The sequence below is a fragment of the Haladaptatus sp. W1 genome (assembly GCF_001723155.1).
GTDB lineage: Archaea > Halobacteriota > Halobacteria > Halobacteriales > Haladaptataceae > Haladaptatus > Haladaptatus paucihalophilus.
In genome coordinates, this window is the sequence record NZ_MEIH01000374.1 from 1 (window position 1) to 14,749 (window position 14,749).

Annotated in this window: 11 protein-coding genes; 3 read left to right on the forward strand and 8 right to left on the reverse strand. The window is 58.6% G+C overall.

All coding sequences use genetic code 11. The features are described 5' to 3' along the window. Positions 1–214 (forward strand): hypothetical protein (locus BG842_RS22650; protein ID WP_139136244.1); only part of this gene is annotated, 214 nt, incomplete at its 5' end. Between the two features lie 235 nt (positions 215–449). On the opposite strand, the gene BG842_RS22655 is transcribed toward BG842_RS22650, so the two are convergent. Then, entirely contained in the window at positions 450–1,868 is a 1,419-nt protein-coding gene (locus BG842_RS22655; protein ID WP_069452574.1) for a sugar porter family MFS transporter, read from the reverse strand. 354 nt (positions 1,869–2,222) lie between these two features. Further along, the gene (locus tag BG842_RS22660; protein WP_069452575.1) at positions 2,223–2,834 is read right to left on the reverse strand and encodes a TetR/AcrR family transcriptional regulator; all 612 of its coding nucleotides are present in this window, start codon (positions 2,832–2,834) and stop codon (positions 2,223–2,225) included. A 473-nt stretch (positions 2,835–3,307) separates the two neighbouring features. On the opposite strand from BG842_RS22660, the gene BG842_RS22665 reads away from it, so the two are divergent. Further along, a complete protein-coding gene (locus BG842_RS22665; RefSeq protein ID WP_069452576.1) occupies positions 3,308–4,522 on the forward strand; it encodes a cytochrome P450 in 1,215 nt (404 codons plus the stop codon). Positions 4,523–5,012: 490 nt separating this feature from the next. Here the strand turns inward: BG842_RS22665 and BG842_RS22670 are convergent, their stop codons facing one another. The 6 genes from BG842_RS22670 to BG842_RS22695 form a co-directional block, all read right to left on the reverse strand. Next, entirely contained in the window at positions 5,013–5,276 is a 264-nt protein-coding gene (locus BG842_RS22670; protein WP_254663406.1) for a hypothetical protein, read from the reverse strand. A gap of 434 nt (positions 5,277–5,710) precedes the next feature. Beyond that, entirely contained in the window at positions 5,711–7,051 is a 1,341-nt protein-coding gene (locus BG842_RS22675) for a M28 family peptidase (RefSeq protein ID WP_069452578.1), read from the reverse strand. A 192-nt stretch (positions 7,052–7,243) separates the two neighbouring features. Next, on the reverse strand, positions 7,244–8,215 hold the full coding sequence (locus BG842_RS22680) for a M48 family metallopeptidase (RefSeq protein ID WP_254663407.1): 972 nt from the start codon (positions 8,213–8,215) through the stop codon (positions 7,244–7,246). A gap of 742 nt (positions 8,216–8,957) precedes the next feature. Beyond that, complete coding sequence (locus BG842_RS22685; RefSeq protein ID WP_069452580.1) at positions 8,958–9,776, reverse strand: IclR family transcriptional regulator; 819 nt, start codon at positions 9,774–9,776, stop codon at positions 8,958–8,960. Positions 9,777–10,107: 331 nt separating this feature from the next. Further along, entirely contained in the window at positions 10,108–11,355 is a 1,248-nt protein-coding gene (locus tag BG842_RS22690; protein WP_069452581.1) for a M20 family metallo-hydrolase, read from the reverse strand. 158 nt (positions 11,356–11,513) lie between these two features. Beyond that, positions 11,514–12,782 (reverse strand): amidohydrolase, encoded by a 1,269-nt coding sequence (locus BG842_RS22695; protein ID WP_069452582.1) that lies wholly within the window; start codon positions 12,780–12,782, stop codon positions 11,514–11,516. 166 nt (positions 12,783–12,948) lie between these two features. Between BG842_RS22695 and BG842_RS22700 the strand changes: the two genes are divergently transcribed. Beyond that, positions 12,949–14,670, forward strand: a complete 1,722-nt coding sequence (locus tag BG842_RS22700; protein ID WP_069452583.1) for an ABC transporter substrate-binding protein — start codon at positions 12,949–12,951, stop codon at positions 14,668–14,670. Positions 14,671–14,749: the final 79 nt, after the last annotated feature.

The window sequence follows — 14,749 nt, forward strand, 5'->3', positions numbered from 1 at the left end:
CGATGTCCCAGCACTGGGTCCGAAAGTCGTCGAGGCCGGGGAGTACGAGCTGACCGTCGGGACGAACAGCGATATGACGAGCACGCTTACCGTTCGGACTACCCGCGGCGTGGGTCGCGTGCGTCACCTCCCCGGTCGATTCGACGCCGACGGTGATGGTGACGTCACCGTCTCGGACGTGCTCGAAATCTACCGACTTTCGAAGGGGGAGTAACGCTCCTCGTTCTCACGGGCGGCACCACAGTCCGTTCGCTCGCGGGTGGTCGGCGACGAGCGAATGGCGATTTATCGCTATCATACGGTACTCTCGTGAATGCGCCGCTCCAAAATCGGATCGGTGGTTCGGCACGATATTTCGGAATAGTGTCGCTGTGATGGGAGCGTCACACGCGAGACGTTCCGTACTGACGGAGAGAGAGAGAGAGAGAGAGAGAGAGAGAGTCGCCCTTCTACTCGCGAGAGGCCGCAGATGCTCCCTCTCCGCTTCCGGCAACCGGGTCGGTGATGTTCTCACGAAGATCGGCTTCGATCTCCTCAAGCGACCTTCCTTTCGTCTCCGGAACGAGTCTGTGGGCGAACACAAACGCCATGAGGCTACAAATACCGAACAGCCAGAACGTGGACGATTCCCCGATATTTGCCGTCAGCATCGGGAACGCCAGCGACACGAGCAAATTCGCACCCCAATTGGCGACGGTAACCGTCCCCATCGCACTCCCACGAACGGAGAGCGGATAGATTTCGGAGATGAGCAGCCAAAAGACCGGTCCGAGCCCGATGGCGAAGAACGCCACGAACAGCATCAAACTGCCGGTCGCGACCCACCCGAGAATCCCGCTGAAGCCGGGGACGTAGAAGACGACACCGAGGATACTAAGCGTGACAATCATCCCACCGGTCCCGACCAACAACAGTTTCCGCCGACCCACGCGGTCGATAAGCGCTATGGCGACAATCGTCATGACGACGTTGATGACGCCGATTCCGGTGGTCGCAAGAATCGACGTCGCGCTTCCGAATCCGGTCGATTCGAGAATCGTCGGCGCATAGTACATGACGGCGTTGATTCCGGTAATCTGCTGGAAGACGGCGAGTCCGAGTCCGACGATCAGTGCTGGGCGCAGCCAGGGTTCGAGCAGGTCGGTAAAACCACTGCCGGATTGCTTTTCGACCGTTTTTTCGATTTCGGCAAGTTCGGCATCGACGCCGGTTTTTCGAGTCCGTTTAAGAACCTTCCGGGCATCGTCCGTCCGACCGTTTTCGTAGAGCCAGCGGGGGCTTTCGGGCATCTTCACCATGCCGATCGCGAGGACGACGGCCGGAATCATTCCGGTACCGAGCATCATCCGCCAATCGCCGGTATCGGCGAAAGCGTAGTTAACGAAGTACGAGATGAGGATTCCGAGCGTCACCATGAGTTGATTCAGCGAGGTCAGTGCTCCTCGAATCTTTGGCGGTGCTATTTCGGAGATGTAGAGCGGCCCGACGATGGACGCGAATCCGATTCCGACACCATCGATGAGACGACCCGCGACCAACACGGGTACATTCGGCGCGATTGCCATCGTTAGCGACCCGATGAAGAACACGATGGCCCCGAGAAAGATGAGTCGACGACGACCTATCTTATCGGCCAGCTTTCCACCAGTAGCAGCACCGAGTGCTGCGCCAGCCATCGCCCCGGACATGACGATACCTTCGACGAGTGGAGACATAGCGAAGGTGTCATTGATGTATAGGAACGCACCGGAAATTATCCCCGTGTCGAATCCGAACAACAATCCATTGAGTGCGGCTAACGCAGCAGTGATATAGATAAACCGATTGCTTCCATTCGGTTGTATCTCTTCTTTGTCAACTGTAGCCATGGGAGGGTGTCTACAGTATTGCCCTGCTTTCAGTTAGAAAAGTTTCGAAATTTCTCCATCGAAAGACCATTATAAACATGTGGGATTTTAATCATTATACTACTGTTCATATGTTTACTTCTCTCCCGGTACCCGGAAGCACGGCCGGTGTCCTCCGCCGACCGTTTCGTGATTGTGAATACTCTGACGCAAAGTGGTGGGTATCCTAATCTTTTTATCGAGGATATCGGAACCGAGCGCACGAATGTCAACCGACCGTGCGAACCCGCATCGTTTCCGGATTGATACGGGGACGGGCGCAACTGAATCGGAATCTGCTTTCGAAGTTCGCTTTGAGGCGGTACTTCCCGCCGTTTACGGACGCTTTCTCAGTTCGGAATCGATGTACGATGATAGTGAGACACGGGTCACGGCGATCGCGGTCTCACGGTTCGTCGTCGCATGGCAATACCTTGTACCGGTAATGGTGGCGAGAATGTGCTCGGCGACACGCGTCGAATCGACATCACGGAACGCGCCGTCGTTGATACCCTGCTGGATTATCTCGTGGATCGCGGTTACGATTTTCTCGTCGAGTCGAGTGAACTGTTCACGAAACGCCCCGTTGGTTACCGCTTGGGCGCGCAGTTCGACCAGCACCGTCTGAAGTTGCTGTTCCGTTTCGTCCGGTTGGAGGGGGAGGAGTTTCTCAATGACGCGATCGAGCGTTTCCTTCGGGTCGTCGCTCTCACGAGTATCGATGGTCTCCTCGAACTGATCGACGGAATAGTCGAGAAACGAGACTAAGAGTTCATCTTTCGAATCATAATAGTAGTACGGTGCAGCTTTCGATTTGTCGAGCTCTTCAGCGATGCGGGACATCGAGAGGTTGGCGTAGCCGTGCGAAAGCAACGCTCGATACGTTGCCTGCATGATCTCCTCTTCGGCGGAGGTCCATTTTTCGCCGGATGAATCAGAAGACGTCATTGTATTGTGTCGATGGTATTAAATCCAGAGTGTTGAGGGTGTCTACACCTCGGAACCAAGTTACGTATGGAGTAAGGTGACACTCGGACGTTCTCTCCGAGGCACCGGTTCTGTCACATCGGTTACTATCCGTTCAGTAAGTATAATTCCTTTGTCCGACCCTGGTGGAACTCCACTGGTCGGCCCCGTCTACGGCTGGAACGGCGCTCGCTTCTGTTAACGTTTGTTAGAACAGGCTGATTTTGGTGATATCAGGTGTATGTAGTTATAAAACTCCAACATTCAAAGATAGTTGGTCTCAATTATAATTATTCAGGGTGCATGTTTGTGCGGAAAATACGTGATTAAAGGTCGCTAACGAGCGGTGTACGACTCGAACGGACTATCATGTGGGTCATTAGACGCTACTTTCCGGATATTCGCTTACGAAAGGTAGACAAAAGACCTATGATTTACTAAACGGTCGTTAAATTATGGCCTCATCGAATCAAGGTGTCGCCTTTCGTACGCCCCCAGAAGCACTGGCCAGCGAACAAGCACAACTCAACCCGTTCGACTGGTATGCCGAGATGCGGCGGGAACACCCCGTGAGATACGACGATCAGCGTGGACGATGGGACGTGTTCAAATATGAGGACGTCAAGCAGATCGTGAGCGACCATGAAACGTACGCCTCCGATGTCGCCAGTACGGACATTCGTCTGGTCGATCGAGACTTCGATACGGATAGAGCGCCATCCATGATTCGAGCCGACCCGCCAGCCCATGGGCGTCTCCGGAATTTCGTTAACAGTCGATTTCAGCCCGGGTCGATAGCGGAACACCGAGCGCGATTCGAGCAAATCGCCGATGACTTGTTGGACGATATCGACTCGGGGGCGAACGTCGACATCATCGACAAATTCTCACACCCGTATCCCGTGACGATTATTGCGGACCTGCTCGGTCTCCCGCGCGACGATTACGATCAGTTCCTCACGTGGTCGAAAGCGGCTACCGAGCTATCTTTGACGGACGACGAGAAAGCCATCGAATCCAACAAGCGACGCCGTGCACGCGTTCAACGTGAAATGAGGGAGTACTTCTCGAATCTGATCTCCGAACGTGCTACTGGAAGCGGTGACGATCTGATCACGCTCGCCGCGATGAACGATGAACTGACCCACGAGGAGAAGATCAGCTTTTGCCTGACACTGCTCATCGCTGGCAACGTTACGACGGTCAATCTCATTACGAACGCCCTCTGGTGCTTCGAAGAGAACGACGTGTTTGACGCGGTTCGGACGGGAGCAGTCAGTCGGAAGAAAGTGATAGAAGAGGTTCTTCGGTACCGGTCACCGGCCCAGACCGTTCGACGCGTGACGACGAAACCGGTCGAACTGGGCGGGCGACGAATCGATGCGGGTGAGTTGGTTTTAGCGAGGATCGGATCGGCGAACCGGGACCCCGCTCGGTTCGATTCGCCGGAGGAATTCCGACCCGAACGGTCTCCGAATCCACACATCGCGTTCGGCGGTGGCATCCACTTCTGTTTGGGTGCGCAACTAGCTCGATTGGAAGCGGACATCGCTCTCGAGAAACTTTTGGATCGGTTTGAAGTGATCAACCCCGACCTCTCCGATTTGTCCCCCCAGACGTTCCTTTACGGCGTCAAATCCTTCCCCTGCCGTCTTGAAACGGGGAACTGACCGACTCGATTCGCCGGGGTAACCGGGATTTGCCAGTCCGTCTCCCCGTTTCGAAACTCCAAACCGACACACATCGCTTATTCCGCCGGTGGTTCGGCGCACGGTGAGATAACGGCCGTCAACTATCCGCAGACGGCAGTTCCACGCGTCATCCGTTATCGAGTCGCTCGTCCCGGTCACTCCCGTTCCGTGACTTGTCCACCGCATTCGGGGCAAATTCCTGCGGCGGTGTCGAAGGGTTCACCACACATCTGGCATTCGAACCGTGCATCACTCCTCGTGGTGACGAGCCGTTTGAGCTTGTTCACGAGTCCCATGGTGGTAGTAGACACACTCCGTGCTGTCGGAAAAGTCTGCGGGACCGTTCGATGCCCACCCCGAAAGCGTTCTACTCAACACGATGTTCCGCTTGACGCGGCGGGAACGGCCGGTCTATTCCGGTATCGGCAATCGTCCAGTCGAGGATAGAATGTGGATACCGACTTCGACGTTAGATGACGAACGGGGCTGTACCGAGACTCCACAGGATAAGCCCCACCAGGTAGAACGTCAGCGCTGTCCGCCCGCTACTCGGGAGGGAATACGACGTGCCGACTATCGATTGAGAGGCGTCTAATTCGGTGTAATCGCTTTCTCCACCGCCTCCTTCCATCGTCATCGTCGGCCCGGTTCCGGTGCGAGCGTGGAGGAGCGACACGATCAGGAGAAGAACGATGGCACGACCATAGAGGTAGGCGAGTGGGATAACCGTCACTCCACCAGCGATGACGGAGTACGTAACGAAAACCGGCGCTAGCGTCGATCGATCCATGTCTGAAGCGGATTTCCCTGCTCAGAGGCACACCATGGCACGCGTGCGAGCAGGGAGGAGGGTGTGGCGGGGCAGGGGGGAGGGTCGGGAGTGATGGCGCCAGACCCATGTGGGAACCCATTCAGGGTGTCAGAGGCAACCGCGCCACACTTGGTCCTTCGTGCCCCTCGGTAAATGCTTTGTGCAACTGTTCGAAAATAAGACAGTCAGATAGGAGACCATTGTTGGAACTCCAAACGAATCGGTGACGAAGTGCACTAGTACGTACTGCTCTCCGAGTCCGACGAATAACCGATAGTGAAGCGAACGCGAGAACAGCCACCTGAGGTACCTATTGCACCTATCTCTCCGAAGGCTCCCGAATCACAAACCGGTGTTCAATACGACCAGCGGCCGCCGAGTTTGAGTTCCTGCTCGTAACCGGGGTCGATCAGGTCGCGTGTGTCTTCGCGGGAGCGACTTGGCACGTCGCGGTCGGTCTCGCTGAGTGCGCAGACGGCGTTCGTGATGGTAACGGCGTGCTCTCGGAGGTCCCGGATATCTATTTTATCGAGCGTATCGGCGTGCGTGTGACCCCACCCACGACCGCTCTTGTCGGGGTTCGTCGAGGAGACCATCGCGCCCGGGACGCCCTCCTGTACGAACGCCCACTGGTCTCCGTGCGGAGAGACGGTGTTACTGGAGACGAGCGGAATCGAGCGTTCGTCCGTCACGTCTTCGAAGGCGTCGAGAATCTCGTCGAACTCGTTCGCGTTTATCGAGAGGGTTCGGTCTCGGCCAGCACCGTCGATGTTGACGATGCATTTCACGTCGTCGAGGTCGTACGTCTCCATGGCGTGGTACGCTCCTTTGAGGCCGATCTCTTCCGACCCGAACACGAGTACGCGAACGCGCGTTTCGAGTTCGTCCTCCATTTGCGCGAGCAGGCGACCGACTTCGGTTGCCAGCACGCTTCCTGCACCGTTGTCGTTCGCGCCCTCGGCGATGTCGTGCGTGTCCATGTGTGCCGTCAACAGAACCATTTCGTCGGTGTCGGGTCCGATATCGCCGACCACGTTGACGGACGTCGAAGGTTCGTTTCGACAGTCGACATCAACCGTCACCGAGAGGTCGTCGTCCTCGGCGTGACGGACGAGACGCTCGCCGAGTTCCTTCGAGACGCCCACCGCCGGAATCGGACCGGGGCGGTTATCGTAGCCGACCTCACCCGTCGGGGGGAGACAGCCAGCGATGTGATTCCTGAAGATGAAGCCGACCGCACCGGCGTTCGCGGCGCTGACGTACTTCTCCATCCGGTGAATCCATCGTCCGTAATCGTCCGGCGTATCGCTGGAGGCTATCAGAATTTTGCCCTCGCAGTCGACCGCCTCGAAGTCCTCGGGACGACCGTACCCCACGTCGACCAATTCGCCTTCGACGGTTCCGGCGGGCGTCCCCGGGAGCGCGATGACCTGATAATCCTTCTCGTATCGCTGGTCGTGGCCGCCCGCGGTCTCGATAGAAGAGGACCCTCGCCACCAGCCGTCGATGTCGAATTCGTCGAGGTGGACGTCCCGCAATCCTATCTCTTCGAAATAGCCTTCGAGTATTTTCGCTCCCTCCTTTTCCTCTTTCTGTCCGGCCATCCGCGTTTCGAGGTCGACGAGATCTTCGAGAACCTGCCACGAGAAATCGCTCCGGTAGGCGTCTCCGACGATGGCGTCTGTGAGGCGAGTCATGACTCCAGTCGTGTGGCGATAGTCCAAAAACGTATGTATCTCGGAAAATAGCGTTGTGGCCGAACCGACCCCTGCTGTACGCGACCGCACGCCGACCGACGGCGGACTCCCGATTAGGCGGGAACGGTAGGGGGAGTAGACGGGGGAGGACGAGGGAGGTCGGAAGGAGAACGGGACGATAGAACGGTGAGTTCAGTCGACTTCGACGCGGTGCCACTGATCCGCCTCCTGACTCGTTTCGGCGGCCTTCGCGGCCTCACGAACGCGGCGCACGCGCTCGTCGGTCGGCGGGTGACTTGCGAACGCTCGTTCCAGTGGGGTTTGTTCCGTGCGACGGTCACGAATCGGGAAGAACCAGGAGAACAGTCCCCCTCCCGGTTCGTTCGCGCGCTGAATCTTTTCGAGCGCACGAGCGAACGACAGTGGCTCGTCGAGGACCGACACGGCTCGCCGGTCCGCTGCGTATTCGCGGCGGCGAGAGTAGGCTTGGAGCACGACCGTCGGAGCGACGAGCAAACCCATCACTAACCCCGTTAGTCCACGTCGTACGCCACTCCCAACGCTGTCGGGGCCTCGCACCGGTCGACCCATGATTAGCGAAAGTCCCCAGCAAGCCAATGAGGTAACCATCACGAGCGGGAGAACCACCACGAGAGCGAGGCTCGCTACCATTCGCAGGAGACTCATGGCCAGCGTCTGCAGGAGACTATCGTAGCCTTCGAGATGGGCGAGCTCGTGAGCGAGGACCCCTTCGAGTTCCGCGGGCGTCAGCAATCGGACGAGCGAGTAGTCGATCACGAGCGTCCGACTCCCGAGCGCGAACGCGTTGGGTTGGCCGAGCCGCGCGATGTAGACCTCCGGTCGGTCGATACTCATCTTGCGAGTCAGCCGCTCGATGCTCGCGTGGATGCTCGGAGCCCGGAGGTCCGAAAGCGGAGTCGTATTGAGACCTACAAGGAGACGCTTGGTGCTCAGCCGATAGCTCACGTAGCCGAAAACGAGCGCACTCCCTCCTGCAAAGAGCAACACTGATGAGAGAGACGTACTGGAGAGGAGCACATCGACCATCCGAGAGCCCAAGAGGACGGTGACGCCAGCAAGAACGAGCAGCCACGCTCCAACCAGAATCGCAAGTCCCCGCGGCCGACGAGTTGGGACTGACATAGCTTCTATTGGGATTGCACACTCAAAACGGTTGTCGGAAAACACGCACGTGTACCGTCCTGGACGGGCGACCAGCGGTGGCTTAAGTGGGTATCGAACGCTTCCGGAGCGATCGGTCAACACCCTCTTAATATTGTGCAATTAGTACAATATTGGTGTCGGTGAGATTCTCCCGATAGATAACTATTTGTACTGGGATAGTCCAATAGATGCCATACGCTATCCGGATCTCTTTAAAGACCCGTCCTCAAAACATCAATCCACATGTATAATATTGAGAAAAATACTGGGGCCGGAGATTATTCGCACAGATTAATGATATCTGGCTGGAAAATAGCGATAATGTCGTATCCTCCCCAAAAGAGTTCCTATATTCAAAATATGGCTGGTTGTTGGCTCACCTCTGTGGATGAAAATTGTGTATGTTGTGCAATATTGATGGTTCGTTAACGACATGGGCAATTTTTGAATCGACCCTGTTGGACGTCGAATCGGGAAGTCGCCACGGGGACGTCCGGTAAAACGGACGACCCGCGGAACCACCTCACGAAGCGGTATGGTATTACAAATATAGTGTTGTAATGAACAGTTTCGTGAGAACTCGCGTCCGACCCCTGGACGGATTCGAGGAGGCGATTCGGTGGCTGTAGATAACAGTAGCTAGTTCGTCGACATCGAAATGGAAACAGAACCGGACGCCGAACGAGTCCCGGTGCCGACTCGACCGACGCGCTAACGGGAACTATCCCAGATTCGGTGTGTCCGAGCTCCTATCCGCCATGTTGATGTTCACTTCGATGACGTTGGCGGTGCTCGTGACCATCTCCGGAATCGTCTCCTGGAACTGCGTTCCTTTCATCCGACTCGTCGGCGCGGAGACGCTCAACGCTCCGAGGACGCTCCCGTCGCGGCCCTTTATCGGCGCACCGACCGCCCGCAGTCCCTCGACTTCCTCCTCGTCGTTGTAGGAGTAGCCCCGCTCGCGCGTCTCGGCGAGTTCCTCACGGAGTTCGTCCCGGTCGGTGATGGTGTTCCCCGTCTTGCCCGGGAGACCGTGAAAGTCGATTATCTCTGCGGTTCTCTCCGGCGGGAGTTGCGACAGTATCGCCTTTCCCGTCGCCGAGGAGTGTAGATAGTCGGGCTTCTGTAACTTCGACGTCTGATATTTGTCTCCGACTGCCTTCTCGCCCCGTACTTTGAACAAGCTGATTCGGAGACCGTGTTGTTCGGTCGAGAGATGGGCGTACTCGTTGGTCTGTTTGGCCAACTTCTCGATTTCTTTCTTCCCCGCTTCGTAGAGAATGTGCTGGTTGCGGACGAATTCTCCGAGGAGCAGGAACTGGAGACTGAGTTCGTACGCGTTGCCGTTCTTGACGACGAGCCCCGTTTGTCGAAGTGTTGCAAGATGGTTGTACATCGTGGTTTTGGAGACGTCGAGGTGGTCAACGAGGTCGTCGACGGTCGCGCTGCCTAACTCCTCTAGCGTCCGTATCACGTTCACCGCCGTCACGACGGTACTCAACGTCCGCGACGGCGACCCCTGGTTCGGTAGCTTGCTCATACTCCTCCTGTGTAAACGACCGTTATAGTTGTTTGTATATGTTGCAATTTGTCGACAGGGGACGTACGTGGCGTGGTCACAGCTACTATGTCATTTGTTCTCTCACCGTTGAACGGCGCTACCGACTCTGGAGACGCCCCGTCGGAAAGTGGTGGTACCGCCCAACGCGGCCGCGGAACCGGCCGTCGTACCGGATTCGAACGCGAACGATTGAATTAGAGATTTACCGGGCGAAACGAGTCGATGCGTCCTGTCTCAACACCGATTGCAACTATTTACAACCTCTCGATGGAGCACCCGCCGTCGGATACGACGTCCGCTCGCGCTAGTATTAGCTAGCCAAGCGTGCTAGCGTCGTCGCAAGCACATCGGTCGCTGCGGCGCAATCGTCCCAGTCGGTCCATTCGAGCGGGTTGTGCGACAGGCCGTTCCGAGAGGGAGCGAACAGGAGCACGGTGTCGGTCACGGACGAGACGTTTGCAGTATCGTGCATTGCAGCGGAGTGCATCTTCTGCGGGATGATATCACACGCCTCTGCTGCACCTACCGCCGCCTCGACACATCGGTCGGCCATCTGACTGGGTTGCTGGTCACGGTACCGTTCGAATTCGGTTCGAACCGGCGCATCGCGTTCGAGGCGCGAGAGCGACTGGCGGGCGCGGTCCGCGAGCACGTTCATCGACTCGTACTCGACGTCGCGGATGTCCATGTGGAGTTCGACGTGTCCGGGTACGATGTTTCGAGCGTTCGGCGTGACGTCGCACCGCCCCACCGTTCCGACGGCCGTCGGACTGATCGAGGTAACCACGTCTTCCGCGGCGCGACGGAAGTCGACCACGAACTCGCTCGCGGTCGTGAACGCGTCGGACCGTTCGTACATCGGCGTCGCACCCGCGTGGTCCGCCTCACCATCGACTTCGACCCTGCAGTTCGTGATGCCGGTGATGGCGTCCACGACGCCGACCTGCGTCCCCGCCGATTCTAACGTCGTCCCCTGTTCTACGTGCAGTTCCGCCCACGCTGACCAGTCGCCCGCGCGGATTTCGTCGTCGCCCGCGAAGCCGACGTTCTGCAGATGCTTCTCAAGAGTGCGCCCCTCGTCGTCAGTGAGCGACAGCGCCTCCTCGGTCGTTCGAACACCGGTTGCGACGGACGACCCGAGCAACCCGAACGAGAACCGCGCACCCTCTTCCTCGGTGAATGAGACGACCTCGACCGGCCGCCGGAGGTCCGCGTCCGAAGCTTGCAGCGTCCTGACGGCTTCGAGCGCCGCGTAGACGCCGAGCGGCCCGTCGAAGATGCCGCCCTCGGGAACGGAATCGAGGTGGCTCCCGGCCGCGACGGGCGCGGCGTCGGGGTCCGCCCCCTCCGGCGTCCACCGCCCGACGATGTTCCCAACCGCGTCGACGGACACCGAGAGCCCGGCGTCCGTGAGCCGCGAAACGAAGTATTCCCGCGCGCGTCGGTCCGCGTCGCTTCCCGTCAGTACCGTCCTGCCGTGTCCTTCGTCGACGTCGATGGCGCCGAACTGGCCGTTCCGTTCGATGTCGCGACGAAGGCGTTCCTGGTCAACCTGCATACCTCGGCTCAATCGAAATGGGGGGTAATAAACGCAGTGCATCGGTGGAAAAACAGCGCGAGCGGTCGGTTTCCATCGTGACCCGTTGACCCGCTTGCTAACGGTACAGCCGCTTTGAACCCGCAATCGACGGCGAACCGTGTATCCAAATGCGGCGACTAGAGCGTGCGAACGGTTCGAGCGACGACATCGACCCCGATATTGAGGGAGTCCTCGTCGATGTCGAACCGCGCCGTGTGGTGGCCGTACGGGTTGCTCGCGCCGATACCGATGTAGGTCGCTTCACCGCCGTTCTCCTGCACGCGCCGGATGAGGTACGACGCGTCCTCGCTCCCGCCCATGTCGGCGCGGTCGACGACGGTGGAGACGGCATCGAGGTCGGACGCAGCGTCGGCAACGGCCTCGATCATCGCATCGTCGGCCGTGAACGTCGTCGTCTTCCCGTAGAGACCGGTTTGCAGTTCTACGTCGTGCATTCCGGCCGCATGCTCGACGACGCGGCGCGCTTTTTCGAGCATGTACTCGTTCAGTTCCGCCGACCCGCCGCGAACCTCCACGCGCATCTGGACCTCCTCGGCGACGATGTTCTGCGGATTCGGCGAGTGAACCTTCCCGACATTGATGCGGGTCGTGCCATCGGCGTGGCGCGGGATGGCGTAGAGGTTCTGAATCGCGGTCGTCGCGGCCTGCAACGCGTTCCGTCCCTCGTTCGGCGCGTTCCCCGCGTGACTCGGGGCTCCCTCGAACGTCACGTCGAGTTTCGCGTTCGACAGCGGGTGTTCGTACGCCGCGACGACCATCCCCGTCTCGTTACCGAGTCCGAGGTGAAGCGCGAGGAAATACTCGACGTCGGCGAGGTGGTCCGTCTCGCTCATCGGTTTCCCGCCCCGGCCTCCTTCCTCCGCGGGTTGGAAGAACAGCTTCAACGTCCCGTCGAAACCGCCGTTCTCGTCGAATTCACGCGCGATACCGAGGCCGATGGCAGTGTGGCCGTCGTGGCCGCACGCGTGCATCTCGTTCGGGTGCGTGCTCCCGAACCCGTCCCGTGCGGGGCGGTGGTCGTCGTCGGTGGCCTCGCTGCGTTCGAGCGCGTCCATATCGACCCGGACGCCGACGGTCGGTCCCGTCCCGTCTCCGTACGTCTTTTCGGCGACGAGTCCGGTGATGTCGTCCATCCGTTCGAGGTACGACTCCGGCGCGCCATTCTCGCGGGCACGAGCGACCGCGTTTGCGATGTCGGCTTCGTCCGGAACGCCGAGGCGAGCGTCCTCGTCAACGGCGTCCGCGCCGAGGTGAAGGGTGTAGTCGCGCTCGTCGAGTTCGTGTGCGATGAGCGCTGTCGTGCGAAACTCCTTCCAACCCGATTCGGGATTCGCGTGTAAGTCTCTGCGTAGCTCTCGTAGGGTGAGCGGTCTGGCGTCTGCCATGGCCCTACAACAAAGGTGGACTATTAAACTACTATGGGAACAGGTAATCGTAACAGAAAGTACCGGAACACGAGTGTCGCCGTTAACAAAACAGTTATATAATATATCTCCATGTGCTAAGGTAGACCACACCAAAAGGTGTGTTTCGAAGCAGGTAAGAGTAGATATGGAAGAAGACGACATAATCGAATACAATCTGAACAGACGGCAGTTCGTCGGCGTCGCTGGCGTACTGGCTGGAACGGCGCTAGCGGGATGTTCCGGAAAGAGCGACGACGACGGCGGTGACGGCGACGGTGGCGGCGGTGGCGGCAACGGCAAGAAGACTCGGTTGAACGTCGCCATCTCCGCGGAAGTGTGGAACTTCGACCCCGCGCTCTGGACGGACACCGCCACGAGCACCGTCGGTGGCCTCATCTTCGACGAGGTTATCGAACTGACCCCCGACGAGAAACTGAAGCCCGGTCTCGTGAAGGAAGTCCCGGAACCGAAGAACGGCGGGAAAGCGTTCGAATACACGCTCCGCGACGGTATCACGTTCCACAACGGCGACGACGTGACCATCGAGGACTTCAAGTACTCCGTCGATTGGATTCTGAACCCCGATAACAACTCTCCGGTCAAGAGCCGGATGCCATTCGTCGAGAACAGCGAAATCGTCGGCGACCGGACGCTCAGGCTGAACACGTCGAAATCGTTCGGCACGCTCAACTGGTGGCTCACCCGGAGTCTCGAAGGAATCGTCCCGAAGGGGTCGCGCGGCGAGACGAAAGACGGGAAGGGTCCGAGCGGTCTCTCGACGAATCTCACGAACGACCCGGGCGGTGCCGGCACTGGACCGTACGAGTTCGTCGAGTGGAAGAGCGGGAGTCACGTCCTGTTGAAGAAGAACGAGAACTACTGGAAGGACGGCATTCCGTCGGTCGATGAGGTCAAGTTCAACTTCATCGGCGAGAACTCTACGCGCCTTGCCAACCTCCGCTCCGGAACGATAGACCTCACGGACAAGGTTCCGCCGAAGGATTTCTCGGGACTGAAAGGCCAGCCGGACGTCACGGCGGAGTCGGTTCCCGGCAACCTCACGCAGGTGCTCTACGTGAACCTCATGGAAGCGGAGGGCAACCCGATGAGCAACGTCCACAACCGGCGCGCGGTGCTGTACGGCATCGACGGCGACGAGATTTTGGACGAAATCTTCCACGGACAGGGCGTCGTCCAGAAGGGGCCGTGGTACCCCGACAGCGAGTGGACGTCGCCGAAGCTCAAGAAGATGGAGCTCTACGACCCGAAGAAGGCCCGCTCGGAACTCGAGAAGGCCGGAAACCCCGACGGCTTCGAGTTTGACATCATCGCCACCAAGGGTTCGTGGTTCAAGGACGAAGCGATCGTCATCCAGGAGCAGTTGTCCAACATCGGCATCGACGTGAGCGTCACCGCCGTGGACAAGTCGACCCTGTTCGATCAGGTCTACGGCACGAACAAGTGGCACGCCGCCATGGAAGACTGGGGCCAGTCGATTCCGGTCGTGACATCCTGGCTGGAGTCCGGCTACGCGGACAACAACCACAACCACAACAACTGGCACCACCCGTCGGACGACCTGATGGACATCTACGCTCCGAGCGGACCCGAAGCGCCAGCGGACGCCCAAGGGGACTACTCGAACGGACACGAGTGGTACGTCGCACAGCTGCGCGAGGCGCAGGCCGCGACGGACAAAGAAACGCAGAAAGAGATCGTCTACCGGCTCCAGGAGTACCTCGTCGAGCACGCGATTCAGATCGACATCGCCTACGTGAACAAGCTCGAGGCGTGGCGCAACTCGGTCAGCAACTACGACATCGGCACGTTCGTCGACGAGTACCGGAACGTCGAGGTCGGCGAGTAAACGCACACCAACCATGTTATCCGATTCAGAGGAAGTGAATGAATGAATCCACATAGAACTACTGCGGAGGTGATCGGGC